Below are 26,261 nucleotides of genomic sequence, written 5' to 3' on the forward strand. Positions count from 1 at the left end.
TCGATTTTTTTGTTTTCTAATCATTTTGGAAACATACTTTTTTTGCTTTAGGGGTTAATAATTATTTCATTTTCTTTGATGGTGAAATTAAAGAAGGTATTGCTTTTAAACGTTTTTAGCACATCTTCTATATTTTCTACATCGAACTGACCTGTAAATTTTTCTTTCTTTATTTTTTGGTAATTAATTGTTATTTTCTTGTCGTAAGACCTCTCTAGTTTCTTAATGATATTCTCAAAACTTTCATTTTTAAAGAGTAATATTCCATCAACCCAAGCGGTATAATTTTCTGTTTTTACTGTAGAAATATTCAAATTCCGCTCTGATTTCAAAAGACTAGCCTTTTGATTTGGTTTAAGTATTTGATCGGTATCTTTATTAAATCGTCCTTTATTTTTAAATACTCCAACACTACCTTCTACCAGAACAACCTCAGAAAATGGATCATCAGCATAAGAAGAGACGTTAAATTTTGTTCCTAAAACTTCAGTTTTAATACCATTGGTAGATACAACGAACGGAGCTTCTTCATTTCTGGCAACTTCAAAATAGGCTTCACCAGATAATTCTACTTCACGAACCTGCCCGGCAACAAAATGTACAGGGAATTTTAATGTAGAACCTGCATTAACATGAACCGTTGTACCATCAGATAGTTCTAATTGAAATTTTCTTCCATAAGGAACTTTTAACGTATTGATCCTTGGCGTTACTTCAGCGATGTTATTTTTTTCGTTGTGATATACTATTTTACCTTTTTCCTGAACCCCTACTACAGTACCATCATTATTTTTAATTTCTTTAAATAACTCATTCTCTTGTATGGTTTCAAGAGTACCATCGCTTAACTGTAATGTTACTTCGTCTAGAGTAGAATCAGTACCAAAAAAAGTATTGTTGTAGTATAAAGTACTGCCAATTATAAGCCCTACAAAAACTGCAGCATATTTTAAATAATTATTGATTCTATTTTTGCGGATTTTAGTATGAGATTTTGTACTTTGTATATGTTTTTGGAATGATGATGCTGCTTTTTGATTATCAAAATCATTTTTGCCTAATTGGATGTAATGATCGGTGATAATGTATTTTTTAAATTCGTTTAAATTTTCTTCATCATTCAATAATTTTTTGAACTCGGTGAGTTCTCGTTCGGACATCTCATTATTTAGGTATTTAAGTATTTGATTTATATCCAAATCTTTATTTTTTTTCATGCGAATTATTGGCTTATTTATAGTTAAGACTTGAAAAAAATAAAAAACCCTTACTTCGGAAACTATTTTTTTTATTATTTATGTAAAGTTTTTGTTAATTGTTTTGCGAGAGGGTTTAAAAATGAGTTAAAAAAAGAATACTATAAAGAACGAGACCCAAATAAAGGAACTTAAGAAAGGTAATGAGTTTGTATATAGGCATTTGTATGAAATGTACTATAACGAATTGTGCTCCTATATCTATAGTTTATCAAGGAATAAACAACAGTCAGAAGACGTTGTTCAGAACGTAATGCTTAAGATTTGGAAGAATAAAAAAAAATTAAATATTAATACTTCTATCAAGAGTTATTTATATAAAGCATGTTATTATGAATTGATAGATACTTATAATAAAAATAAAAAAGAGTTAAGTTATATAGAACAAATACAAAAAAACACTTTAGATATTTTTGTAGAGGACGATACTGATTTTATCAAGAAGAAAATACACCTTGTTCAGGCAGAAATCGAAAAACTTCCTCCAAAATGTAAAGAAGTATTTGTTTTAAATAAAATTCAAGGGTTTAAATATAAAGAGGTAGCAGAACAATTGGATATTTCGATAAAAACTGTTGAAGCTCAAATGTCAAAAGCTATGTCAAGAATTAAAGAAGCTCTAGAGCCTATTGATTAGGATATCTCTTATTAAAAAGAATACTTTCAAACCTATTAATACTTAGATACTTATTTTCTTAATGTATATATTCCGAAAATAGGGCCTATACTTAAGAATACATATAGCATAGTGTTGTCTAATTTTCCTGTTAAAAAAGATAATAGCTGAATACTAATTATAGTAATGGCAAATCCAATACAATTGATAATTGTAAGAGCTGTGCCTCTTAATTCGGGTGGTACAGCAGCAGCTACCATTGTTGAGAATTGAGGGGAATCGGAAATGACTAACATCCCCCAAATACTTAAAGCAATTAAAAATAATTCGGGTGGTAATAGGAAAAGCAGGGGAGAAGCAAGGCAAAATATTCCAGAAACTAATAATGAATTATATGCTACTTTTCTACTCCCGGTTTTTAATGAAATCAAACCGCCTAGAATACAAGAAATAAAACCAACACCTATGATAATAAAAGACCAAAATGGCACCGGTAGTTGTATAGATTGTAGGCGAGAATACGTTTTAAGGATAATAGGGATAAACCCCCAAAATGCATAGAGTTCCCACATATGCCCAAAATATCCAAAAGCAGCTTTTTTAAAACTGGGGATGTTAAAAAGTTGTGTGACTATCCCAAGTTGAAGCTTAGAAACAAGTTTTCTATATGGACCATCAGGAACCAAAAACCACATTGCTGATCCTCCAACAAATGCTAAAATAGATGTACTAATAATGACTGCTTTATAATCACTACTCCATGAAAATTGATTAATTAAGTGAGGAAAAGCTGTTCCTAATACCAAAGCACCTACAAGATATCCAAGCGCTTTTCCGAGCCCATCTTTATAATAATCAGAAGCTATTTTCATACCAATAGGATATATTCCTGCAAGGAAAAAACCAGTACCAAATCTTGCTGTAAGTAAATTAAAAACTGTGATGTCAGGAATAAGCAATGATAGGTTACTAAGCCCTCCTAAAAAGGCACAAATCATAAATATACGAGAAGGAGAAAACCGATCGGCTAATGTTAACAAAGCAAATGTAAGTGTTCCTACAATAAACCCGAATTGTACAAAGGATAAAAGATACCCCAGAATATTAAACCCCACATTAAACTGAGAGGCAAGGTCATCGATAACAGCATTACCAGCAAACCATAGCGAAGTACAAAAAAACTGCGAAATGATAATCACCGGGAGTATGTAGAATTTTGATTTCAATACATTATTCTTCTAAAATGATTGTGCCGAAAATATCGGCATTAATCCATCCCAGGTTTTTTTCTTCTCCCGGGATAAAAACAGAACCTATAAAATTTTCTCTTTCTTTGCTGCCATCATTATCATTATAAGCAATAGCGAAACCTAGTTTCTGATCTTTTTTTAAGATCATTGGGTCATTAACTTTTCCTTCTTCATAAGTGTCATCATATACGATAATCTCAAATTCCCATACCGATACATCACCATTAGTAACACGTTTAGAACTAACATGATTGTTATATAGTAAAGGTTTTTTATGCTTATCCAGATCCACCACATTTCCATCTAATGCCACATGGTATGCAAATGCATTATTAGAATATTGATGATCTCCGCCAGAATTATCTGCGTCAATAAAAATTTCTACACAATCATCATCCCACCATAAACTTAACGGATCTTTGTTTTGATCAAATAAAACATCATCCTTGATTTCGACTAATACATATAAGGCCTCTGGAGTCCAGACCACTTTATATCTTCCAAAAAAATCATCAAAGGTATAAGGTGCCCCTAACCATCTTTGATCAAAACCATACCAGGTAGCTTCTTTCCATATAGGGTCATTCATCATGCCATCTAACTTAGGAACAATTACTGCTTTTTTAACTTTTCTGATTTGATGATCAATTTTAACGTTCTGTTTTCGTAAATCTTTTTGATCTAGGATTGCCAGTTCGTCGTTAGTCGAGTTAGGAAGGTTTTTTTTACAGCTTAGTATAAATAATAAAATGAATAATAAAAGTATTCTTTTCATAATGAGATTTAGTGACATAATCATGATAAATGTAGTGAACAAAATTTAAAAATTAGTTGTAGCATATAAATAAGTAATAATCATTTGTATTTCTAACGGTAGATTACGGGATAACCAGAAATAGATATTTTATATTCATATGATATTAAAAAGTGTATTAAGTTGAGTTTTGATTTTAGTAAGCATTCAATAAAACGTAATACTCATTTTTAAACAAAACACTAGGTTTTTCTTTTATTCTGTGTAAGTAATAAAAGGATGAGGTAAAAGATATATAGACAGAATTTAGGTGCTAAATAATAATAAGGAGCTCTTGGTTATTATTGTTTGGGACGAAAAAATATGGAATATCGTATATAAATACCATACATTTTTTGTCTATGTAAAGTGTATTACAATTGAAAAATAATTATTTCCATCCCACTATAATTATAACGTTTTACATTATATCCCCATAGAGTTGCAGTCGAAGATTGACAATTGTTATTTTCGATACATATTAAGAAATCCTTAAGGGTTTGTAGTTTGTTAAAAGCAATTTTTGGAGCACCATGAGCACCATAGAGCGTATAATCAGAATCTAAAATAGAGATGAGATGATCAATACTTTCTCTATATACATTAAGATCATTGTTGTTAAATAAAAATAAAGCCCCATTATATAAGTAATCTCCTAAAAAAGCAATTTTGTTGGTCTTGTCAATAATTGCGGTAGATTCTATGGTATGACCAGGGATATTAACCAATTGTATAATTCTATTACCCAGATCTATATCCTCGTTAACTGGGAGCCATTCATTTACTTGTACTTGAGATGGATGTTCTCCTATAAACAGATCTCCGGTAGTAAAAGAAAATATATTATCCCCAGTGATACGTTCTTTTAAAAAAGGTAAATCTGGAAAAACAATGTTTTCGAATTCTGATATGTTTTGATTGTGGTCAAAATGAAAATGTGAGAGTAAAAGAGAAACCGGCAAATTGGTTAATTGGTCTGTGATATGCTTAATTTTAGTTCCATTTTCAGGTTCATTTTCACCAGAACCAGTATCATACATTATAGCTTTATTATCTCCGATTAATAAATAACTCACATTGGTCTGAGAACTTTTAGGCTCTTTAATAATATAAGTTTTATCTTTTAGATAATCTACGTCATACCAATTAGATGTTATTGTAATTCCTTCATTTTCAGTTTCAATGATAGGGTTTTTTGCAGTGTTGTCATTATCGGCACAAGCAACTACTACCACTATATAAAAGATGATCATTATAATCGGTGTTGTTGTTTTCATGTTTTAATAATATTAGTTGTATGCCTTGTTAAAGATACAATAAGAAAATATTTTCTTTAAAAACAGACGATATACATGTCTTTTGGTTAACATGCTAGAATTTGACACTTCATTCTAGAATGAAATAAAAAAAATAAAGCTGTTTTACTTTTGCATTACACAGAAACCAATACGTAAAATGAAACACTCGGCAAGAATATTTTGGAAGAAAAATCAACATGAAATATTTAAAGATGGAAAATATAGCAGGGCGCATACCTGGCATTTTGATGGAGGCGCAGAAGTACTAGCTTCTTCTTCTCCAGACATAATTCCTACTCCAATGTCTGATGCATCTGCTGTAGATCCTGAAGAAGCGTTTTTAGCATCTGTTTCGAGTTGTCATATGCTATTTTTTCTTTCTATTGCTTCAAAGAAAAAATACGTTGTAGAGCGTTATGAAGATCATCCTGTAGGGTTGTTAAAAGAAATAAATGGAAAAAAAGCAATTACTACGATTACGTTATTCCCTAAGGTAATTTTTAAAGAAAACTCTCCTTCAATAAAAACTATAGAGCAAATGCATAATCTAGCACATTCTAATTGCTATATCGCGAACTCTATTATAGCAAATATTCAAATTAAACTAATATAAAATCAAGTATGAGAAATTTAGCAATCAAATTAGACAATAAACCCGGAGCTTTGGCAGAAATGGGAGAGGTTTTAGGAAATGCAGGAGTGAGCCTCGAAGGGGGAGGTGTTTTTGTACATAACAATATAGGAGTAGCCAATTTTTTGGTAGAGGATGCAGAGAAAGGAAAGAAAGCATTAGAATCTTATGGGGTAGAAGTCTTTACAATTAATAAAGTACTAATTCAGAAATTAAATCAGGGAGTACCTGGGCAGTTAGGAAAAATTTGCCGTTTGATGGAAAAAAATAATATTAATATAATAACACAATATAGTGATCACGATAATCAGTTAATATTAGTTGTAGACGATCATGAAAAAGGTAAAGTAGTTTCAGAGAATTGGAGTAGAGGAATATATTAAAACACACATTATGAATTCGATAGAAATTATTTTATTAAACTGTATAGAAACAAGAAGGCGAAGTATTAAACTTTGGAATGGAATACCAGAAGAATATTTTGATTGGAAACCAGATAAAAATGCATTCTCAATTATTGAAATGATTAGACATGTATTAGAAACCGAACATTTATTTCATAAAATAATTGAAAATAGAGGAAACCTGGGTAATTATCATTCACCATGGCAAGGAATGAAGTATGAAGATCTGGAGTTTGAGCTAGAGATGGCAAAAAGTTATAGAAAGAATTTTCTTAATATGATAGAAGGGGTAACAGAGGCAGATCTTGAAAACATAAGAATAGAAAGAACAGAAGTAGGGCAGAGCAAAAAACTTGGTGACTATCTCAATAGAATTGTGTTTCATGAAGCAGTGCACATGGGACAGATGCTTGATTATTTAAGAACACTTGGAGTAAAAAGACCTAAAATATGGGATTGAAAATGATGATATCGGTTATATTATAGTAAATTCAATGCACAAATGTTATTGTATTAGTTTTGTGTATTGAAACCAGATCATATTGTGATAATAGTTAATGGAAGAGTTTGAAAATAAATTTGCTGAGATTGCCTCTTTATTAGGGGATAAATCTCGATCTGTGATGCTATGGTGTTTACTTGATGGTAGAGCATATACAGCTCTTGAGTTATCTGTATGTGCTAATATCTCTGCACAATCAGCGAGTAATCATTTAAAAAAAATGATTCTGGCTAATATATTGCAGGTAGAAAAACAAGGAAGACATCGGTATTATAGGTATGCAAGCTCAGAAGTAGCTCAAGTTATTGAATCTATGGCAGGGCTAGTATCTATTAATGATGAATATATCAGAACAAAAAAGCCAGAACTTAAAGGTATTACATATGCCAGAACCTGTTATGATCATTTGGCAGGAGAAATTGGTGTAAAAATTACTGATGCCTTGCTAGATAATGGTATGGTTGAAATTGTAGAGCGAACCTATAAAATTACTTCTATAGGAAAGAATTGGTTTCAAAATGTTGGTATTGATATCAATGATGTAATGTTGCAAAAACGATCTTTTGCTCATCCATGTTTAGATTGGAGTGAACGTAGACACCACCTGGCAGGTGCATTGGGGGCCTCTTTTCTTACAATGATGTTACAAAATGACTGGATACGAAGGAAGAAAGATTCAAGAGAGATTTTGGTAACAGGAAAAGGAAAGCTAGAATTGAAAACAAGACTAAACCTAGAAATCTAGAGTAATCATCTTTTATATCAAGAAATATTATTTTTCACGGAAAAGAGGGGGGTGAAAAAAAACTTCGACCCCTAATTTTGATTTTAACAAAACATGTTTAGTGCCATATAGCTGGCCTATCATATATTTTGTTGTTTATCATGTGATTAATTATTAGCAATATCTTAAATTTTTAAAACAAATTATGAAAAAAACAATTCTTGAAACAATTATGGTATTAGTACTGGTTATTTTTATAGGTAGCTGTGAAAAAGATGACAGTATTCTTGACACTCCCAATAGAGAATCAAAAGAAGAAACTCTTGCAAAAAATAATAAAAATGATGAGAATAATGAAGATAATGAAAATAATATAGAAGAAACGACCTCTTTTAAGCAAGATGTATATGTATGGAAATAATTTCTGGCAATTTCTTTAGGAATATAAAAAGATCACCCTTTATCTAGGGAAGTGTAATTTAAACTCTGTTTGAATAAAATTATTTTTTTATTCAAACAGAGTTTAATGTATAATCTCTTTCTTTATATTCTAATGATTACCCAATAAAATACCCATTTTCTTTGGCAATTTTATCAGCAATTTTGGTTCTTAATGCAACTACATTTGGTTGATTTGCATATTTAGTAAAACGCTTAAGTCCCATTAACATCATTCGTTGTTCATCTCCTTCTGCAAAAGAAACTATTCCTTCTTTTCCTTTTCTAATAATGATATCTACCGCATTGTACAGATATAATTGAGACATTGCTATTTGAGTCTCCTGAGCTTCTTCACCAAAACGTTTTGCATTTTTCTCGGTACGTAAGATTGCAGATTCAGCCATGTAAATTTCAATTAAAATGTCTGAAGCAGCTAGTAACAACTGTTGATGATCCTCTAGTTGCGGTCCAAATTTTTGAACAGCAGCTCCTGCTACCATTAAGAATACCTTCTTAAGCTTAGCTATGATTTCTTTTTCTTCAGAAAATAAAACTGAATAATCAGGAGTGTCAAAAGATGGAATACCGGTAAGTTCATCTGCAACTTTCATGGCAGGTCCCAGAAGATCTACATGGCCTTTCATCGCTTTCTTTACTAACATCCCTACGGCAAGCATACGATTGATCTCGTTGGTACCTTCATAGATACGGGAGATACGAGCATCTCTCCATGCAGATTCCATTGGGGTATCTGCAGAGAATCCCATACCACCAAAAATCTGTACACCTTCATCAGTACAACTTTGTACGTCTTCAGAAACGGCAACTTTAAGAATAGAACATTCGATTGCATATTCTTCGACACCTTTTAGTTCTGCTTCCTGATGTGTGTTTCCTTCTGCTTGACGAATAGCAATTCTATCTTCGATATTTTTTGCTGCTCTGTAACTGGCAGATTCATCGGCATATGTATTAGTCGCCATTTCTGCAATTTTAGCTTTAATAGCACCAAAATTCATAATAGGTGTTTTGAACTGGATACGTTCATTAGCATATTTAGTTGCCTCACCAATCACACGACGTTGCGCATCAAGACAGGCAGCAGCAAGTTTGATACGGCCTACATTTAATGCGTTCATTGCAATTTTAAACCCATTACCTCTTTCTGATAACATGTTTTCTACCGGTACTTTGGTATCGCTAAAGAATACTTGGCGAGTAGAAGAAGAGTGAATACCTAACTTCTTTTCTTCGTCACCGAGAGAAATTCCATTAGATGGATCATTTTCTACAATAAATCCTGTAATATTTTTATCGTCTTCAATACGAGCAAAAACAATAAACAAACTACAGAAACCAGCATTAGATATCCACATTTTCTGTCCAGAAATCAAATAATGCGTTCCATCTTCAGAAAGAACGGCTTTTGTTTTACCAGAATTAGCATCTGATCCCGCACCTGGTTCTGTTAAGCAGTATGCTCCGAACCACTCACCGGTAGCAAGCTTAGGAACATATTTTTTCTTTTGCTCTTCATTACCATATAAGGTGATTGGCATAGTACCGATACCGGTATGAGCTCCAAAAGCAGTACTAAACGATCCGGTAGCTCCAGAGATATAATCACAAACTAACATGGTAGATACGAATCCCATTCCCAGACCATCATATGCTTCGGGTACAGAAACTCCTAAAAGTCCAAGTTCACCAGCTTTACGCATACACTCTTCTGTATATGCATAGTCTTTACTTTCGAATCGCTCCCAATGTGCCCATAGCTCACGATCTACAAATTCTCTAGCGCTATCACGCATCATTCTTTGCTCCTCAGAAAAATCTTCTGGAGTAAATACATCTTCACAATTTGTTTCTTTAACAAGGAATTGTCCTCCTCTAAGAATATCTTTATTTATAGTTTTATCACTCATTTTTTTAGTAAGGTTTTAGTAGTTAGTATTGAGGCCAATTAAAAATGTAATTTTTTAATACTTAGATCTCAATTCTAATTTTAATTTTAATTTAAAAATTCATAAATACCTGCGGCACCTTGCCCTGTACCTACACACATGGTTACCATTCCGTATTTACCTTTCATATCACGTTTACGCATTTCGTCGAATAATTGAACCGAAAGTTTTGCTCCCGTACACCCTAACGGGTGTCCTAATGCAATTGCACCTCCATTAACATTCACGATATCCTGATTGAGACCTAATTCTCTCATTACTGCAAGAGATTGAGAAGCAAAAGCTTCATTAAGTTCTATAAGTTCTACATCATCTTGTTTTAATCCGGCTTGTTTTAAAGCTTTCGGAATAGCTTTTACGGGGCCAATACCCATGATTCTTGGTTCTACACCGGCAGCGGCATAATTAACTAGTCTTGCAATAGGTTCAAGGTTTAGTTCTTTAACCATTTCTTCACTCATGACCATCACAAAAGCAGCACCATCACTCATTTGTGAAGAATTACCAGCAGTTACACTTCCTCCAGCTTCGAATACAGGTCTAAGTTTACCTAGCACTTCTTTACTAGTTCCGGCACGAGGTCCTTCATCTTTAGATACAGTATATGATTTTGTTGCCTTTTTCCCATTTTCATCAACGTAGATTTGCTCTACATTAATAGGAACAATTTGATCCTGAAAACGATTTTCTGCTTGAGCTTTTAAGGCCTTCATATGGGAGTTATATGCAAATTCATCTTGATCTTCTCGAGATACTTTGAATTGATGAGCAACTGCTTCTGCAGTATTACCCATTCCCCAGTAATAATCTTCATGCCCTGATTTGGCTAAGTCATAATTAAGTTCTGTCTTATACCCTGTCATAGGAACTGCGCTCATGCTTTCTGCTCCACCTGCAATAATGCAATCTGCCATTCCAGATTGTATTTTGGCTGTTGCAATACCAATAGTTTCTATTCCTGATGAACAAAATCTATTTACCGTTACTCCGGGAACATCAACAGAATTTAACCCCATTAATGAGATTAAACGTGCCATATTTAATCCTTGAGACCCTTCGGGCATAGCATTACCAACAATTACATCGTCGATACGTGCTTTGTCAAGGTTAGGAAGCTCTTTCATCATATGTGCTATGGTTTCGGCTGCCAATTCATCTGTTCGTTTAAACCTGAACACTCCGCGAGGAGCTTTTCCTACGGCTGTTCTATATGCTTTTACTATATATGCTGTTTTCATTGTTTTATAGTATTGAGTATTGAGATGTTAGTATTGAGATTTATAATCTTTTTTGAAAAGAATAATTCATTTTCTGTATTTCAATACATAATTCAATAACATGTTCTACTTTTTCTTTACTTATTATATTTTATTCTATTACTAATATTAATTGTGTATGGAGTTCATAACATGAACCATTAGCAATACTTAAAAAATGTTTAAATTCTTTACTTGAATTTCTTCCAGCACCTTCAACAATGTTAGAAGAAACAGAAATAGCACTACGTTTTATATGAGAAACTAAGCCATATTTTTCATTAGATGGAAGCTGACTGGTAAGTTGATATACAGATTTGGCTAAATCAATTGATTTTTTCCATATTTTCAAATCTTCAACTTTGTGCATCATTTATCTAATTACTCAATACTAAATTCTCCATACTAATTACGTAACGGTTTTCCTTTTTTAAGCATATGCTCGATACGCTCAAGAGTCTTACGTTCTGTACAAAGTGACAAGAAAGCTTCACGTTCTAGATCCAATAAGTATTGTTCTGTAACCAATGTTGGTTCAGATAAATCTCCTCCTGCCATTACATATCCTAACTTATTAGCTATTTTGTGATCATGCTCAGAAATATATTTACTAGCTTCCATAGAGTCAGTTCCTACCAAGAACATACCTAATGCTTGTTTCCCTAAGACTTTTACATCCTTACGTTTTACAGGTTGTGTATACCCTTGTTCTGCCATTAATTTTGCATGTGCTTTTGCTGTAGCAATCTGGCGATCTTTATTAACGACTACAATATCTTTTCCTTTTTGAAGGATGTTGGTATCATATGCTTCATAAGCAGAAGTAGATACTTTGGCCATACCTATAGTTAAGAAATGTTCCTGTAGTACATTAAGTTCTACATCATTTTTCTTAAAAGTATCTGACGCTCTTAATGCCATTTCTTTGGATCCACCACCACCGGGGATAACGCCAACACCAAATTCTACGAGTCCTATATATGTTTCTGCAGCAGCAACTACTTTATCGGCATGCAAAGAAAGCTCACATCCTCCACCGAGCGTCATACCATGAGGAGCAGCAATTGTTGGGATTGAAGAATAACGCATGCGCATCATAGAATCCTGGAAGTATTTAATTGCCATATTAAGCTCATCATATTCTTGCTCAACAGCCATCATAAATATCATTCCGATATTTGCACCTACAGAGAAATTCGCAGCCTGATTACCAACAACCAATCCCTGAAAATCTTTTTCAGCAATATCGATAGCTTTGTTTAGTCCGGCTAGCACATCACCACCAATAGTGTTCATCTTACTTTGAAACTCTACATTTAGGATTCCATCACCAAGATCTTCTACTACGACTCCGCTATTTTTAAATACTTCTGAAGATTTACGAATATTATCCAGAATGATAAATGCATCTTGTCCTGGTACTTTTACCTGTTCTTTTTTAGGAATATCATAGAAAAATGTAGCTCCGTTATTTACGGTATAAAAGGAAGTACTTCCTGATGCGATCATATCCAGTACCCATGAAGCAGGTTCATAACCTTCTGCACGCATCATTTCGATTCCTTTTTCTACTCCGACAGCATCCCAGATCTGAAAAGGACCATGTTCCCAGCCAAAACCAGCTTTCATTGCATCATCGATTTTATATAAATCGTCTGTAATTTCAGGAATACGATTGGAAACATATGCGAATAATGCAGATAAATTTTTACGATAAAATTCTCCAGCTTTATCTTTACCAGATACTAATACTTTAAAACGATCTACTACTTTATCTATAGTTTTTGTCATTTCAAGAGTAGCAAAAGAGGCTCTTTTCTTTTCTCTATATTCTAAAGTATCTAAATCCAAAGACAAGATTTCTCTTTTTCCATCGGCACCAACATTCTTTTTATAAAATCCCTGCTTGGTTTTGCTTCCTAACCATTTGTTTTCCATCATAGAGTTGATGAAATCCGGAAGTTTGAATAACTCATGACGTTCGTCATCTGGGCAATTATCGGCAATACCATTAGCCACATGAACCAGAGTATCGAGACCTACCACATCTACAGTACGGAATGTAGCCGATTTTGGACGACCGATTACAGGACCAGTAAGTTTATCAACTTCTTCTATGGTTAATCCCATTTCTTTTACCATATGGAATAAACTCATAATACTAAAGATTCCTATTCTATTACCAATAAAAGCAGGAGTGTCTTTTGCAACTACAGAAGTTTTTCCCAGGTATTGTTCTCCATAACCATTTAGAAAATCCAAAACTTCCTGAGAAGTATTTGGACCAGGAATGATTTCGAATAATTTAAGATAACGAGCAGGGTTAAAGAAATGAGTTCCGCAGAAATGTTTTTGGAAATCTTCACTTCTTCCTTCACTCATAAAATGAATAGGAATACCAGAGGTATTAGAAGTAATTAATGTACCTGGTGTTCTGTGTTTTTCAAGATTCTCAAAAACTATTTTTTTGATATCTAATCTTTCTACAACAACTTCTATAATCCAATCTACATCTGCAACTTTTGCGATATCATCTTCCAGGTTTCCTGTAGTGATTCGATTTGCAAATTTTTGATGGTATATAGGAGAGGGTTTGGATTTAAGAGCAGCAGTAAGCGAATCATTTACTAATCGATTACGCACCACTTTGTTGTCAAGAGTAAGGCCTTTCGCTTTTTCTTTGTCGTTAAGTTCTCGAGGGACTATATCGAGTAATAGTACTTCGACACCAATATTAGCGAAATGACATGCAATACCGGATCCCATGATTCCTGAACCGATAACTGCAACTTTTTTAATGATTCTTTTCATTTTTTAACTTAGAGTTGTTAAGGTTTTATAGATTCTTGTTTTGAGTAAATTTTTTTGGATGATATCAGATCATTTATGGTCTGAAACACTTCTAAGAAAATATCTAATTTTTCTTGTGGTACATGTTTTCTTACTGTAGCATCAAAAGTAAAAACCACTTCTTTAGAGAAATTTCTCATTTCTAGACCAAACGGAGTGAGATAAATCAATACACCACGTCCATCCTGAGGGTTTTTCTTTCTGAAAATCAATCCTTTTTCCTCCATGGTTTTCAAAGTGCGTGATAAACTTGTAGCTTCCATTCCCATTTTGGGACCTAATGAAGTAGAAGGTGTACCGCTTTCTGGATCTATGCTTAGTAATGCAAATCCAGTAGCCATTGTACTTCCTTTTTTGCTGGCTTCCTCATTATACATCTTAGCAACTGCCATCCAGGTAGCTCTAAGTGCATAATCGATTGTCTTTTCTCTCATTCAAAAAAATTATTATAAATGTAAAGGTAAGAAAATTTATTATGCGTGCATAATAAATAAAGTAAAAAATTGAGAAAAGTTGATGTAATTTACACTTTTTTGTTGAATTAATAAAAAAACTCCCCATAAAATGAGGAGTTTACTGATTAACAGTTAAAGCTTACATATGTTTTGCGTTGTAATCAGTTAATTGAATTAGCCATAAATTTTAGAATAAAGATCTTTGTATTTTTCTTTTATTATTTTTCTTTTTAATTTCATAGTAGGAGTGAGGTGACCCGCATCAATACTCCATTCATCTGCTGTAAGTTCGAATCGTTTAACACGTTCCCATTTTCCGAACTTTTTATTATGCTCGTCGATTTCTTCCTGGTAACGATCAATAATTGATTGATTTTTAAGAGCTTCTGACATAGAGTTTCCTATTTGTATGCCTTTACGCTCTGCCCATTCTTTTAAAAACTCGAAATTAGGTTGTATAAATGCTGCAGGCATTTTTTCTCCTTCACCAATTACCATTATTTGCTCGATAAAACGAGATTGTTTCATGGCGTTTTCTATTAATTGCGGAGCGACATATTTACCTCCAGAAGTTTTAAACATTTCTTTTTTACGATCGGTAATACGCAAAAAACCATCACTATCAACTTCACCAATATCTCCGGTATGAAAATACCCATTTTTTAATACCTCTTTGGTTTTTTCTTCATCTTTATAATATCCTAACATTACTTGAGGACCTTTTACCAGAATCTCACCATCTTCTGCTATTTTTACTTCGGTATCTGGGATCATTCTTCCTACAGTGCCTATTTTCATTCCTCTGTTTCCTGTTTCATTTACAGAGATTACAGGGGACGTTTCGGTAAGGCCATATCCTTCCATAACTCCCATTCCTGCCGCATTAAATATTCGTGCAAGTCTTGGCTGTAGTGCAGCACTACCAGAAGCAATTAATTTTAAATTACCTCCCAGAGCTTCTTGCCATTTGCTAAAAATAAGTTTTCGAGCGAGACCTAATTTTTTTTCATACCACCAGCCATTTACTCCATAAGGTTCGTATTTTAACCCTAGATCTACTGCCCAAAAGAATAATTTCTTTTTAATACCTGTGAGATCAGCTCCTTTGGCAATAATTTTGTCATATACTTTCTCTAGTAATCTCGGTACCGCAGTCATAACCTCGGGTCTAACCTCTTTTAGGTTGTCACTAATAGTTTCTAAAGATTCTGCAAAATATATACCTACACCGCGATATTGATATAAATACATTAACATTCTTTCATAAATATGACATACGGGAAGAAAACTTAGAGCTTTTGTTTCTCCATCTACAATAGGGAACCGGGTAGAGCTGTTTATAGCATTGCTCACTACATTTTTATGACTTAGCATCACACCTTTAGGTCTTCCTGTAGTTCCTGAAGTATATATTAGAGTAGCAAGATCATCTTCTGTTACAGAAGCCATAATTTCTTCTACTTCGGATTGGTTACTGTTATCTTTACCTAATTCAAGAACTTCATTCCAACTTTTACAACCTGAAATATCATCATAAGAATAGACTTCTTTTAATGAAGGTACATTATCTTTAATGTTTTTAACTTTCTGAAATACTTCTTCATCGGAAACAAAACAGTATGTAGCTTCAGAATGATTTAAAACATATTCATAATCTTCTTGAGAAATTGTAGGATAAATAGGAACATCCTGTGCTCCAATTTGAAGAGCACCAATGTCTGTGATATTCCATTCTGTTCTGTTATTAGAAGATATAATTGCTATTTTATCATTGGGTTTTACTCCTAATCGTAACAAACCACGGCTAATTTGATTTGCTTTTTCTACATATTCCTTAGTAGAAGTAGCAATCCATTCACCATTATATTTAGTTATTAAAGCCTTGTCTAAATTAAATTTTTCTAATTGATAATGTGGGAAATCAAATAATCTCGTAATTTTTGTCATAAGTTGTTTAAAAATAATTTTTGTAGCCTTCTAAAGCTCTTTTTCGATGGTTGTTTTTAAGGTAATTGGGTAACTAATTTACAGATAAACAAATTAGAATACACCATTGCCTAAGAACTTAAAAGAACTATTATGCGCGCATAGTTTCGCAAATTATAAAAAATCTTATAATACACAACTCTAAGATATAAAAAAAAGGAGCTTTAATTTGTTAACTCCTCAATATTTTATCGTTTTTAATGAAATATTTATTGTTTAAAGGCCTAAAAATAGTATTAATAAAATTTATAGAAGAAGAAATTTAATGCCTTATTAGGTCATTTTTTATGCATTCAAAATTTTTAACCTCTACTTTTCCATTGGTTGGAATCATATTTTGCCAAACCCAATTATAATGCTCAATTACTTTTTTGGCTTTTAAGTGGGGTCTGTCTCCTGTGGTGTGACCATCTTCTATCACAGTTATATTATAGTCCTTTGTTAAAGCCGATTGGACAGTTGATGCGACACAAAAATCAGTCGCACAGCCTGTAATAAATAACTCGTTAATATTTAGGTTGTTTAGTTTTGATTGAAGCCTTGATTTATAAAATATATCATTTGCATATTTGTCTACAAAAAGATCTGTTGTTTTAGTTTCTATATCATCTAATAATTCCCACTCTACTGTATTTGGTATAAACTCATTCATTTTTGTACCATCATGTTGAACAAAAAGCACAGGAAAATCAGAGGCTCTAAATAGTTGAGCAAGCGTATTAATTCTACCTACGACTCCTTTTGTATCATACCGTGGAGTTTTTGAAGTAAAAGACCCCTTTTGCATATCAATTATTAAGAGCGCTTTTCTGTTTTTCATTCAGAAGCACTTTTTTCTAACCATTTTCGGGCATTTACAAAGGCCTCGATCCATGGGGACACTTCGTCATGTCTATCTTGCGGATAGTTGGCCCAGTTCCATTGAAAAATTGAACGCTCAATATGAGGCATCATTACCAAATGACGACCAGTTTTATCTGTCATCATAGCTGTATTATAATCCGAACCGTTAGGATTAGAAGGATATCCTTCATACCCATATTTTGCTACAATGTTGTATTGGTCTTCGGGAAGAGGTAAATCAAATTTTCCTTCGCCATGAGAAATCCATACTCCCAGTGTACTTCCTGCCAAAGTAGATAGCATTACAGAGTTATTATCCTGTACTTTTACAGAAGTAAAACTACTTTCATGCTTGTGAGAATCATTATGGGTTAGTTTACCATGTTTTTTATGTTCTGGATTAATAACCTCCAATTCCATAAATAACTGGCAACCGTTACAAATACCTACAGATAAAGTGTCTTCTCTTTTGAAGAAGTTTTTTAAGGTTGTATTTGCTTTTTCATTATATAAAAAGGCACCTGCCCATCCTTTGGCAGATCCTAAAACATCACTATTAGAAAAACCTCCTACGGCTCCAATAAACTGAATATCTTCTAATGTTTCACGACCAGAAATCAAATCGGTCATATGCACATCCTTTACATCAAAACCGGCCAGATACATGGCATTAGCCATTTCACGTTCAGAATTACTTCCTTTTTCACGTATGATAGCTGCTTTTGGTCTTTTAAACTCATTAGAAATCACAGGTCGTTTACCATCAAAGTGTTTTGGAAAAGAATAGTGTAGTGGTTGGTTTGCATAATTTTCAAACCGATCTTTTGCTAAATCATTTGCAGTTTGTTTTTGATCTAATAAGAAAGAAGTTGTATACCATGTATTTCTTAATTCTTCTATAGGAAGATCAAAAGAGTCGTTTTGATTTTTAATTGATAAAGAAGCTTCTTCTTTTATGGTACCGATATTGAAAAACTCAATATTGTTTTTAGAAAGAATAGACTCGATATCTGAGTTTGAAGCACTCTGAAAAACAATTCCCGAATTTTCTGCAAACAATAACTTAACTGAATCAGGTTCTCCAATTTTGGTAAGATCAAGCTCTGCTCCAAGATTAAGATCTGCAAAACACAACTCTAATAATGTAGTGATCAAACCTCCTGAAGCTATATCATGACCTGCTACGATTTTATCTTCTCTAATTAGATCTTGAATCACATTAAAGGTGTTCTTAAAATCGGCAGCGTTCTTAATATTTGGTGCTTCAGAACCAATTTTATTTAATATTTGTGCAAATGAAGAGCCTCCAAGCTGATGTTTATCATTAGAAAGATTAATATAATAGATATCGCCACCATTTTTTTGTAAAACGGGTTCAACAATTTTGGTGATGTCATTACAATGTGCAGCTGCAGATATCACTACGGTTCCGGGGGCAATAACTTCTTCATTTGGGTATTTTTGCTTCATAGATAGTGAATCTTTACCCGTAGGCACATTGATTCCTAAATCAATTGCAAAATCTGAAATTGCTTTTACCGCTTTATATAATCTTGCATCTTCTCCTTCATTTTTACAAGGCCACATCCAGTTTGCAGATAAAGAGACAGATTGCAAACCTTCATGTAGTGGTGCCCATATGATATTAGTCAACGCTTCGGCAATAGAATTTTTGCTACCAGCTTCCGGGTTAATTAAACCTGAGATAGGAGAGTGCCCAATGCTAGTTGCAATACCTTCTTTACCATTATAATCAAGAGCCATAACTCCACAATTATTTAAAGGTAATTGTAATGGCCCAGCACATTGTTGTTTCGCAACTTTTCCTCCTACACATCGATCCACCTTATTGGTTAACCAATCTTTACAGGCAACAGCTTCTAATTGTAGTACTTGTTCGAGATAGTTTCGAAAATTTTCTTTGCTATAAGAAAGATTATCATATTTACGATCAATGGTTTTGTCGTTCATTATGGTTTTGGGAGAACTACCAAACATATCTTCTAATGCCAGATCCATTGGTGTATCTCCTTTGGTCTTGGATTGAAAGGTAAAACGATGATCTCCGGTAACATCTCCTACTTCGTACATAGGTGAGCGTTCACGCTCTGCAATACGTTGTAGTATATCTATATTTTGTTGACCGATCACTAATCCCATACGTTCCTGGGATTCGTTACCGATGATTTCTTTTGCAGATAATGTGGGGTCGCCTACAGGTAGTTTATCCAAATCGATTTTTCCTCCAGTTTCTTCTACCAATTCAGAAAGGCAATTAAGGTGCCCTCCTGCACCATGATCATGTATTGATACAATCGTATTTTCTTCGCTTTCTACCATACCTCTAATAGCATTAGAAGCACGCTTTTGCATTTCTGGATTAGAGCGCTGTATCGCATTTAATTCGATACCGCTGCTAAATTCTCCTGTATCTGCAGAAGATACTGCTGCACCTCCCATACCAATCCGATAATTTTCTCCTCCCAGAATTACAATTTTATCTCCTTTTTCTGGAGTGGCTTTAATAGCTTGTTCAGCTTTACCATATCCAATCCCACCTGCCTGCATAATTACCTTGTCGAAACCAAGTTTGCGAGCATCTTCTTCATGTTCAAAAGTAAGTACAGATCCTGTAATTAGAGGCTGACCAAATTTATTTCCAAAATCAGAAGCTCCGTTAGAAGCTTTTATTAAAATATCCATTGGGGTTTGGTATAGCCAATCTCTTTCTTTCATGGTATGTTCCCATGGGCGATTATCTTGTAATCGCGAATAAGAGGTCATATATACTGCGGTTCCGGCAAGAGGTAAAGATCCTTTTCCTCCGGCAAGACGATCTCTGATTTCTCCTCCAGATCCCGTTGCGGCCCCATTAAATGGTTCTACAGTAGTAGGGAAATTATGCGTTTCTGCTTTAAGAGAAATCACACTATTAAATTCGGTTTCCTGATAAAAATCAGGCTTATCAGCAGTTTTTGGGGCAAACTGAGTAACTTTTGGTCCTTTTATAAAGGCTACATTATCTTTATAAGCAGAAACAATATCGTTTGGATGTGTCTCTGATGTCTTTTTGATTAGTTTAAAAAGTGAAGTAGGTTGTTCTTCTCCATCAATCACAAAAGTCCCGTTAAATATTTTATGACGACAGTGCTCAGAATTTACTTGCGAAAACCCAAAAACTTCTGAGTCTGTAAGTTGTCTCCCTATTTTTTTACTTACTCCTTGGAGGTATTCAATCTCGTCATCACTAAGCGCTAAACCTTCAGCAATATTATAAGCAGCAATATCATCAATTTCTATAATCGATTCTGGTTCTATATCTATGGTATAGATCTCCTGATCTAATTTGCTATACTTTTGAGAGAGCATAGGATCAAAATCAGTATAATCTTTTGTAACACTATTAAATTCTTCTATTCGTATAATCCCTTCTATACCCATATTCTGAGTGATCTCTACGGCATTGGTACTCCATGGAGTAATCATTGCGGCACGAGGACCAACAAAAAAAGCGTCAATAGACGCCGCAGATAGTTGAGGTTGGTTGCCAAATAACCAGGTTAATTTTTTTATAGTTTCTGGGGAGATTTCATTAGCTGTTTGAACTGCAAATACTTTCTCGTTTTGGTTTCCGAAGAAGTGAATCATACTTCGATTATTTGTGTTGATTTTTATTAAGCTGCAAATTTACTACTTTCTTACTAAAATTTGGTAAAAAACTAAGATAGAATCCCAGAGTTATTCACCGAATTTTGAACAATGTTTCAGAAATCTAATTGTGAAACTATTTTTATTAGAATGAATTGTCCTAAACATTATCACTAGAACAACGAGTATTGTATTGTAGTCGATTTATTGTTTTCTTTCTAACAATGCCATATAAAACCCGTCATATCCGGATTGATGCGAAAGTACTTTCTTATCTTTGATTAAAGTGAAATCATTTCCTGTTTCTTTAGAAAGGAAATTCTTTACCTGATCCTGATTTTCTGACGGTAGAATAGAACAGGTTGCGTATACTAATTTCCCTCCGGGTTTTACCATTTTAGAATAATTCTCAAGTATTTCGGCTTGTGTATGTCTGATTTTATCTAAAAACTCTGGTTGTAATTTCCATTTAGCATCGGGATTTCGTCGCAATACTCCCAAACCACTACAAGGAGCATCGATAAGAACACGATCTGCTTTACCATGTAATTTTTTGATGTCTTTTGTGCTTTCAATAACTCGGGTTTCGATATTGTGTGCACCATCTCTACGTGCTCTTCTTTTAAGCTCTTTAAGCTTGTTGCCATAAATATCCATAGCAATAACCTGTCCTTTATTTTGCATTAATGCTGCTAAATGAAGGCTTTTACCACCTGCACCTGCACAGGTATCTACAACACGTTGCCCTGGCTGTACTTCTAGAAAATCGGCTACCAATTGAGAAGAAGCATCTTGTACTTCAAATAATCCATTTTTGAATGCTTCTGTGGTAAAGACATTCGTTCTTTCGGTAAGCCTAAGTGCGTTTGGATACCCTTTAATAAATTCGGTATCGATCTTTTCGTCTTCTAGTAGACTTCTAAGTTTTTCTCTTGATGTTTTTAAAGTATTTGCACGAAGAATTACGGGGGCCTGCTCATTAAGTGCACTAATTTCTTTATCCCACAATTTACCCAATTCCTGTTCTCCTAATTGATCCATCCAATCGGGAATAGATTCTTTAAATTTTCTTATTTTACTTAATTCATCAAAACGCCCTTTGATACGACGAGTAGGTGTAGGAGCAATTTGTTTCCAATCGGGTAAAGAAATCCCTCTTAGCGTAGCCCATACAGCAAAAACTCTCCATAAGTTTTCTCGTGAGAAAGGCTCTTTTACTTCAGCTATTTCGATATATAGGCGTTTCCATCGTACAATTTCATATACGGTCTCTGCAATAAAACTACGATCACGTGACCCCCATCTTTTGTCTCGTTTCAGTAATTTCTGAACCACTTTATCTGCATAGCTTCCTTCATTAAATATTTCGTGTAATCCATCTATAACAGCAAAGACAAGATTTCTATGTAAACGCATTGTATTATTTTTTAAGGTGTGCAAAGGTAGACCTTTGTGATCAAATACTATTATATTTGACTATAATTATTGATATCAGAACCTATGAAACTAATCTATGCCTTATTATTTGTTTTGACTTTTGTTTTTTGCACTACAGAAGAGAAAGTGGTTACTCATCATTTTTCTAAAGTTGAAATAGAAACTATTTTAAAAGATTCTATAAGTATACGAGCCTTAGATATATATAACGATACTTTGATTGGTTTTGGTTATAATAAAGGCTACGGTTTTATAAATCTTGCTACAGAAAAGAGGGCTATTATCGAGTTTTCGGAGGTTGATACTATAGAAAAAAAGAAAAACTGGATTGCAGAACAACGTGCGGTTGCTTTTACCGATAAGTCGTTTTTTAGTCTCGGAGTAAGTTCCCCTGCACGGTTAAGAAAAATAGATAGAAAGAGTAAAGAGGAAAAAATAGTATATACCGAAATGCACGAAAAGGCGTTCTATGATGCAATTGCGTTTTGGAATGTTAACGAAGGAATTGCAATGGGAGATCCTACAGATACGTGTTTGTCTATACTTATTACAAGAGATGGAGGAGACACCTGGAAAAAGATTTCTTGTGAAGACCTACCCAAAACTTTTGATGGAGAAGCAGCATTTGCCGCAAGTAATGGAAACATTGCAATTATAGGCGATAAAACATGGATAGCTACAGGAGGAATGAAGTCGAGGGTGTTTTTCTCTCCTGATAAAGGAAAAACATGGGAAGTTTATGATACTCCTATCATTCAAGGAAAAGAAACTACAGGAGCGTATTCTATTGATTTTTATGACGAGAATAACGGTGTTATTTATGGAGGAGATTATACTGCTCCAGAAGGTAATGAGGCGAATAAAGCGATTACAAAAGATGGAGGGAAAACCTGGGAATTAGTATCAGATGGTAGTGGAGCAGGGTATAAGAGTTGTATACGATATATACCTAATGGTGGCGGTAAAGAAATGGTAGCTGTTGGGTTTACAGGAATATCGATTTCTAATGATCTGGGAAAAAGTTGGAAAGAATTAAGTAAAGAAGGTTTTTATACGGTAAGGTTTATAAATGATAGTATTGCAATAGCGGCAGGTAAAGGAAGAATTGCCAAACTGGTTTTTAAATAAAAAAGAGGTTTATAACAACCTCTTTTTCTGTTTTATTACAACGGTATTAGTGCCTTTTTCTTCGTTCCTTAATTCTTGCCAACATACGTTTATGAAAATCTGCTTCTGCTTTTATGAGTTTTAGAATTTTCTTATTAGGCATGATCTTCTTTAAATCGACAATTAATTTTTTTCGAGATTGTGATTTCTGTTCTTCCACCTCCAGAAAACTATCTATAGCATCTTCTGCTTGTTTATCACTTAAACCATTAGGGTTATCATTGGCTTCTTTTATACTCCTAATTAATTTACGTTCTTGACGTCTAAGTTTTCCAACGGTCTCTTCATGTGCATTATAAACTGGCCAGAATTGCTGTGCTTCTTTACTGGTTAAATCTAATTTTTCAGTAATATATGCGATTTTAAATGCCTTTATTTTTTCTCTTGACCCATGTTGAGCAAAAGCACCTATAGAAAAACAGGTAAGGCAAATAAGTAAAATTATCTTTTTCATGTGTTTATTTTATTCTGTAAATATAATATCATCATCTAAATCCTCTTCTGATAGATATTCTAATAAAGTTTCATCATCGATTAATTCTTTTTCGAATGTTTCCGAATATGTAATATCATCATCTAATAGCGCTGCTATTTCTGTAGTACTTAATTCAACATCTTCTTCATTAAAATAAGCATGTATATCAGCAATTTCAATAGAATCGAAATTTACTTCTGATTCTTTTGGTATGGATATAGATATGATAATAGCAATCATAGCGGCAATACCAGAGAAGTATAAAATATTTCTTCTGGTTCGTAATGAGATAAGTTTTCCTTTTGGTTTATCATCATCAATTTTTTGCAATATAGTATCTTCCAGAGTAGCAAAATAGTCTTCGGGAACTTTAAAACCCGAATTCATTTTGGGGCTCAGTTGGCTATCGGTATCAGAAGCTATTTTTTCAAAAAGTTTGTTTTCAAAACTTTCAAAATATCCTTCTGGTACTTTAAAACCGCCATTGTTTTTATGTGATTTATCTTTTTTCACTGATAGTAAGACTTTTTTAGTATAAAAAGGTTTAATCTTTTTTTAAAAATTCTTCAATTTTTTTTGAAGCTAAATGGTATGATGCTTTTAATGCTCCTTCACTGGTTTCTAGAATTTCTGACATCTCCCGATATTTTAGTTCCTGAAAATATTTCATATTAAAAACCTGTTGTTGTTTTTGTGGTAGCGTAGCTATTGCCTTTTGCAACATTAGTTGTATCTGATCTCCCTCATAATATACATCTGCTTCGAGGTTCTGAATTAGCTGTAAACTTAACTCTTCATTTCTAATATTATATTTTTTAGCTTTTTGATTAAGAAAAGTAATAGACTCATTTGTTGCTATGCGATATAGCCATGAGTATAATTTACTATCTCCTTTAAATTTTTTTATATTCTTATATACTTTAATAAACACATTTTGTAATATGTCGTCTGTGTCATCATGATTTTTTACCATATTCCTGATATGCCAATAAAGCCGCTGTTGATATATAGCAACAAGCTTACCAAAAGCGATATTTATATGCTCTTCTGATTGTAAGGCAATGAGTAGGTCTTGTTCTTCCTGAGTGTTCAAAAGTAAAATTAGTTTTATTGAAAAGATCAATTATTTGATCTTAATACTACTATATGACTAATGTACATAAAAAAGGTTTAATTGGGGTAGTATAATATTTTTGTAAGAATTTTGTAGGAATAAATGTTAAATAATATGATTATTTACCTTTTTTATAGATAAAAAGCACTTTTTGTTTGGTTATCTGAAAATAATTACTATCTTTACAGTGTAATTAATAATTGAGTTCTTTCATTTCCCCCAAGATGAAAGTTTTTATAAAAGTGAGTTTTAATTTTAGAGTAAGCCCCTAAATTAAGATGATTTGTGTGAAGAGAAAGAGTGCGAAAGCACTCTTTTTTATGTTCAATACTTTTATATTTCACAACTAGGTTAAATTTCTTGAATTGTAGGTAAAAGATTACAAAAATGTAATTTATATTAAGCTTTTAATGTTAAAAAGCGTAATTATTAGATAAAATGCATTTTTTATTTGGTAGATTAAAAATAATTACTATCTTTACAGTGTAATAATGATTGAGTTCTTTCATTCCCCCCAAGATGAAAGTTTTTATAAAAGTGAGTTTTAATTTTAGAATAAGCCCCTAAATTAAGATGATTTGTGTGAAGAGAAAGAGTGCGAAAGCACTCTTTTTTATGTTCAATACTTTTATATTTCACAACTAGGTTAAATTTCTTGAATTGTAGGTAAAAGATTACAAAAATGTAATTTATATTAAGCTTTTAATGTTAAAAAGCGTAATTATTAGATAAAATGCATTTTTTATTTGGTAGATTAAAAATAATTACTATCTTTACAGTGTAATAATGATTGAGTTCTTTCATTTCCCCCAAGATGAAAGTTTTTATAAAAGTGAGTTTTAATTTTAGAGTAAGCCCCTAAATTAAGATGATTTGTGTGAAGAGAAAGAGTGCGAAAGCACTCTTTTTTATGCTTTATACTTTGGATAACCTTTACTTAAAGAAAATTTGTTGTTTATTTAATGAACAATATTGTAAGTTTTATACTACAAAAAAATGATTTTATTTTTAATTTGTGCTGATAAAAAGTATTTTTTATAGGTAAAATTCAATTTTTATTTGTGTGTACCGGATTTTTGCATTATATTTACACCATAATTAAAGAAAGTTAGTCTTTCCATCCCCCCCAAGATGGAAGATATTAATAA

Annotated in this window: 23 protein-coding genes; 7 read left to right on the forward strand and 16 right to left on the reverse strand. The window is 33.1% G+C overall.

What is annotated here, in order from left to right; all coding sequences use genetic code 11:
- Positions 1 to 47: 47 nt before the first annotated feature.
- Positions 48 to 1,217 carry a FecR family protein gene (locus tag Z053_RS0109780; protein WP_025664840.1) on the reverse strand — a complete coding sequence of 390 codons (1,170 nt, stop codon included), beginning with the start codon at positions 1,215 to 1,217 and terminating at the stop codon, positions 48 to 50.
- A 202-nt stretch (positions 1,218 to 1,419) separates the two neighbouring features.
- On the opposite strand from Z053_RS0109780, the gene Z053_RS0109785 reads away from it, so the two are divergent.
- Positions 1,420 to 1,893: an RNA polymerase sigma factor gene (locus Z053_RS0109785; RefSeq protein WP_255518894.1), complete on the forward strand. Its 474-nt coding sequence runs from the start codon at positions 1,420 to 1,422 to the stop codon at positions 1,891 to 1,893.
- Positions 1,894 to 1,943: 50 nt separating this feature from the next.
- On the opposite strand, the gene Z053_RS28275 is transcribed toward Z053_RS0109785, so the two are convergent.
- From Z053_RS28275 to Z053_RS30035, 3 genes are all read right to left on the reverse strand, one after another.
- Positions 1,944 to 3,098, reverse strand: coding sequence for an MFS transporter (locus Z053_RS28275; protein ID WP_035095721.1), 1,155 nt, complete (start codon positions 3,096 to 3,098; stop codon positions 1,944 to 1,946).
- Between the two features lie 4 nt (positions 3,099 to 3,102).
- A complete protein-coding gene (locus Z053_RS0109795; RefSeq protein ID WP_035095724.1) occupies positions 3,103 to 3,897 on the reverse strand; it encodes a sugar-binding protein in 795 nt (264 codons plus the stop codon).
- A 392-nt stretch (positions 3,898 to 4,289) separates the two neighbouring features.
- Positions 4,290 to 5,192: an MBL fold metallo-hydrolase gene (locus Z053_RS30035; protein ID WP_025664843.1), complete on the reverse strand. Its 903-nt coding sequence runs from the start codon at positions 5,190 to 5,192 to the stop codon at positions 4,290 to 4,292.
- Positions 5,193 to 5,370: 178 nt separating this feature from the next.
- Here Z053_RS30035 and Z053_RS0109805 point away from each other — a divergent pair, with 178 nt between their 5' ends.
- From Z053_RS0109805 to Z053_RS0109825, 5 genes are all read left to right on the forward strand, one after another.
- A complete protein-coding gene (locus Z053_RS0109805) occupies positions 5,371 to 5,826 on the forward strand; it encodes an OsmC family protein (RefSeq protein ID WP_035095727.1) in 456 nt (151 codons plus the stop codon).
- Between the two features lie 8 nt (positions 5,827 to 5,834).
- Entirely contained in the window at positions 5,835 to 6,227 is a 393-nt protein-coding gene (locus Z053_RS0109810; RefSeq protein ID WP_025664845.1) for a hypothetical protein, read from the forward strand.
- A 10-nt stretch (positions 6,228 to 6,237) separates the two neighbouring features.
- Positions 6,238 to 6,708 carry a DinB family protein gene (locus Z053_RS0109815; RefSeq protein ID WP_025664846.1) on the forward strand — a complete coding sequence of 157 codons (471 nt, stop codon included), beginning with the start codon at positions 6,238 to 6,240 and terminating at the stop codon, positions 6,706 to 6,708.
- A gap of 97 nt (positions 6,709 to 6,805) precedes the next feature.
- Positions 6,806 to 7,495: an ArsR/SmtB family transcription factor gene (locus Z053_RS0109820; RefSeq protein WP_025664847.1), complete on the forward strand. Its 690-nt coding sequence runs from the start codon at positions 6,806 to 6,808 to the stop codon at positions 7,493 to 7,495.
- 184 nt (positions 7,496 to 7,679) lie between these two features.
- Positions 7,680 to 7,895 carry a hypothetical protein gene (locus Z053_RS0109825; protein ID WP_025664848.1) on the forward strand — a complete coding sequence of 72 codons (216 nt, stop codon included), beginning with the start codon at positions 7,680 to 7,682 and terminating at the stop codon, positions 7,893 to 7,895.
- 136 nt (positions 7,896 to 8,031) lie between these two features.
- Here the strand turns inward: Z053_RS0109825 and Z053_RS0109830 are convergent, their stop codons facing one another.
- The 9 genes from Z053_RS0109830 to Z053_RS0109870 form a co-directional block, all read right to left on the reverse strand.
- Complete coding sequence (locus Z053_RS0109830; protein WP_025664849.1) at positions 8,032 to 9,843, reverse strand: acyl-CoA dehydrogenase family protein; 1,812 nt, start codon at positions 9,841 to 9,843, stop codon at positions 8,032 to 8,034.
- 86 nt (positions 9,844 to 9,929) lie between these two features.
- Positions 9,930 to 11,120: an acetyl-CoA C-acyltransferase gene (locus Z053_RS0109835; protein WP_025664850.1), complete on the reverse strand. Its 1,191-nt coding sequence runs from the start codon at positions 11,118 to 11,120 to the stop codon at positions 9,930 to 9,932.
- Between the two features lie 130 nt (positions 11,121 to 11,250).
- Positions 11,251 to 11,511: a four helix bundle protein gene (locus Z053_RS28285; RefSeq protein ID WP_316930171.1), complete on the reverse strand. Its 261-nt coding sequence runs from the start codon at positions 11,509 to 11,511 to the stop codon at positions 11,251 to 11,253.
- Between the two features lie 32 nt (positions 11,512 to 11,543).
- The gene (locus Z053_RS0109845; protein ID WP_025664851.1) at positions 11,544 to 13,949 is read right to left on the reverse strand and encodes a 3-hydroxyacyl-CoA dehydrogenase/enoyl-CoA hydratase family protein; all 2,406 of its coding nucleotides are present in this window, start codon (positions 13,947 to 13,949) and stop codon (positions 11,544 to 11,546) included.
- 17 nt (positions 13,950 to 13,966) lie between these two features.
- Positions 13,967 to 14,422: a MarR family winged helix-turn-helix transcriptional regulator gene (locus tag Z053_RS0109850; protein ID WP_025664852.1), complete on the reverse strand. Its 456-nt coding sequence runs from the start codon at positions 14,420 to 14,422 to the stop codon at positions 13,967 to 13,969.
- 195 nt (positions 14,423 to 14,617) lie between these two features.
- Positions 14,618 to 16,390, reverse strand: coding sequence for an AMP-dependent synthetase/ligase (locus tag Z053_RS0109855; protein ID WP_025664853.1), 1,773 nt, complete (start codon positions 16,388 to 16,390; stop codon positions 14,618 to 14,620).
- Between the two features lie 301 nt (positions 16,391 to 16,691).
- The gene (locus Z053_RS0109860) at positions 16,692 to 17,249 is read right to left on the reverse strand and encodes an isochorismatase family protein (protein WP_025664854.1); all 558 of its coding nucleotides are present in this window, start codon (positions 17,247 to 17,249) and stop codon (positions 16,692 to 16,694) included.
- Positions 17,246 to 20,920, reverse strand: coding sequence for a phosphoribosylformylglycinamidine synthase (purL, locus tag Z053_RS0109865; protein WP_025664855.1), 3,675 nt, complete (start codon positions 20,918 to 20,920; stop codon positions 17,246 to 17,248). Before purL ends, Z053_RS0109860 begins: the two co-directional genes overlap by 4 nt.
- 204 nt (positions 20,921 to 21,124) lie before the next feature.
- Positions 21,125 to 22,336: an RsmB/NOP family class I SAM-dependent RNA methyltransferase gene (locus Z053_RS0109870; RefSeq protein ID WP_025664856.1), complete on the reverse strand. Its 1,212-nt coding sequence runs from the start codon at positions 22,334 to 22,336 to the stop codon at positions 21,125 to 21,127.
- 84 nt (positions 22,337 to 22,420) lie between these two features.
- Between Z053_RS0109870 and Z053_RS0109875 the strand changes: the two genes are divergently transcribed.
- Complete coding sequence (locus Z053_RS0109875; RefSeq protein WP_025664857.1) at positions 22,421 to 23,485, forward strand: WD40/YVTN/BNR-like repeat-containing protein; 1,065 nt, start codon at positions 22,421 to 22,423, stop codon at positions 23,483 to 23,485.
- Between the two features lie 46 nt (positions 23,486 to 23,531).
- Here Z053_RS0109875 and Z053_RS0109880 read toward each other — a convergent pair whose 3' ends face one another.
- Genes Z053_RS0109880 through Z053_RS0109890 form a run of 3 tightly spaced genes read right to left on the reverse strand, consistent with a single transcriptional unit; the run spans position 23,532 to position 25,092 of the window.
- Positions 23,532 to 23,978 (reverse strand): hypothetical protein, encoded by a 447-nt coding sequence (locus Z053_RS0109880; RefSeq protein ID WP_025664858.1) that lies wholly within the window; start codon positions 23,976 to 23,978, stop codon positions 23,532 to 23,534.
- A 9-nt stretch (positions 23,979 to 23,987) separates the two neighbouring features.
- A complete protein-coding gene (locus Z053_RS0109885; RefSeq protein WP_025664859.1) occupies positions 23,988 to 24,512 on the reverse strand; it encodes a hypothetical protein in 525 nt (174 codons plus the stop codon).
- Positions 24,513 to 24,543: 31 nt separating this feature from the next.
- The gene (locus tag Z053_RS0109890) at positions 24,544 to 25,092 is read right to left on the reverse strand and encodes an RNA polymerase sigma factor (RefSeq protein ID WP_025664860.1); all 549 of its coding nucleotides are present in this window, start codon (positions 25,090 to 25,092) and stop codon (positions 24,544 to 24,546) included.
- Positions 25,093 to 26,261 lie beyond the last annotated feature (1,169 nt).

The organism is Aquimarina megaterium XH134 (assembly GCF_000520975.1).
Classification (GTDB): domain Bacteria; phylum Bacteroidota; class Bacteroidia; order Flavobacteriales; family Flavobacteriaceae; genus Aquimarina; species Aquimarina megaterium.

Bases quoted from the DNA above. Each gene is read 5' to 3' on its own strand.
- Z053_RS0109780 (WP_025664840.1), bottom strand. From the start codon at position 1,217: ATGAAAAAAAATAAAGATTTGGATATAAATCAAATACTTAAATACCTA.
- Z053_RS0109795 (WP_035095724.1), bottom strand. From the start codon at position 3,897: ATGAAAAGAATACTTTTATTATTCATTTTATTATTTATACTAAGCTGT.
- Z053_RS30035 (WP_025664843.1), bottom strand. From the start codon at position 5,192: ATGAAAACAACAACACCGATTATAATGATCATCTTTTATATAGTGGTA.
- Z053_RS0109805 (WP_035095727.1), top strand. From the start codon at position 5,371: ATGAAACACTCGGCAAGAATATTTTGGAAGAAAAATCAACATGAAATA.
- Z053_RS0109810 (WP_025664845.1), top strand. From the start codon at position 5,835: ATGAGAAATTTAGCAATCAAATTAGACAATAAACCCGGAGCTTTGGCA.
- Z053_RS0109815 (WP_025664846.1), top strand. From the start codon at position 6,238: ATGAATTCGATAGAAATTATTTTATTAAACTGTATAGAAACAAGAAGG.
- Z053_RS0109820 (WP_025664847.1), top strand. From the start codon at position 6,806: ATGGAAGAGTTTGAAAATAAATTTGCTGAGATTGCCTCTTTATTAGGG.
- Z053_RS0109825 (WP_025664848.1), top strand. From the start codon at position 7,680: ATGAAAAAAACAATTCTTGAAACAATTATGGTATTAGTACTGGTTATT.
- Z053_RS0109830 (WP_025664849.1), bottom strand. From the start codon at position 9,843: ATGAGTGATAAAACTATAAATAAAGATATTCTTAGAGGAGGACAATTC.
- Z053_RS0109835 (WP_025664850.1), bottom strand. From the start codon at position 11,120: ATGAAAACAGCATATATAGTAAAAGCATATAGAACAGCCGTAGGAAAA.
- Z053_RS28285 (WP_316930171.1), bottom strand. From the start codon at position 11,511: ATGATGCACAAAGTTGAAGATTTGAAAATATGGAAAAAATCAATTGAT.
- Z053_RS0109845 (WP_025664851.1), bottom strand. From the start codon at position 13,949: ATGAAAAGAATCATTAAAAAAGTTGCAGTTATCGGTTCAGGAATCATG.
- Z053_RS0109850 (WP_025664852.1), bottom strand. From the start codon at position 14,422: ATGAGAGAAAAGACAATCGATTATGCACTTAGAGCTACCTGGATGGCA.
- Z053_RS0109855 (WP_025664853.1), bottom strand. From the start codon at position 16,390: ATGACAAAAATTACGAGATTATTTGATTTCCCACATTATCAATTAGAA.
- Z053_RS0109860 (WP_025664854.1), bottom strand. From the start codon at position 17,249: ATGAAAAACAGAAAAGCGCTCTTAATAATTGATATGCAAAAGGGGTCT.
- purL (WP_025664855.1), bottom strand. From the start codon at position 20,920: ATGATTCACTTCTTCGGAAACCAAAACGAGAAAGTATTTGCAGTTCAA.
- Z053_RS0109870 (WP_025664856.1), bottom strand. From the start codon at position 22,336: ATGCGTTTACATAGAAATCTTGTCTTTGCTGTTATAGATGGATTACAC.
- Z053_RS0109875 (WP_025664857.1), top strand. From the start codon at position 22,421: ATGAAACTAATCTATGCCTTATTATTTGTTTTGACTTTTGTTTTTTGC.
- Z053_RS0109880 (WP_025664858.1), bottom strand. From the start codon at position 23,978: ATGAAAAAGATAATTTTACTTATTTGCCTTACCTGTTTTTCTATAGGT.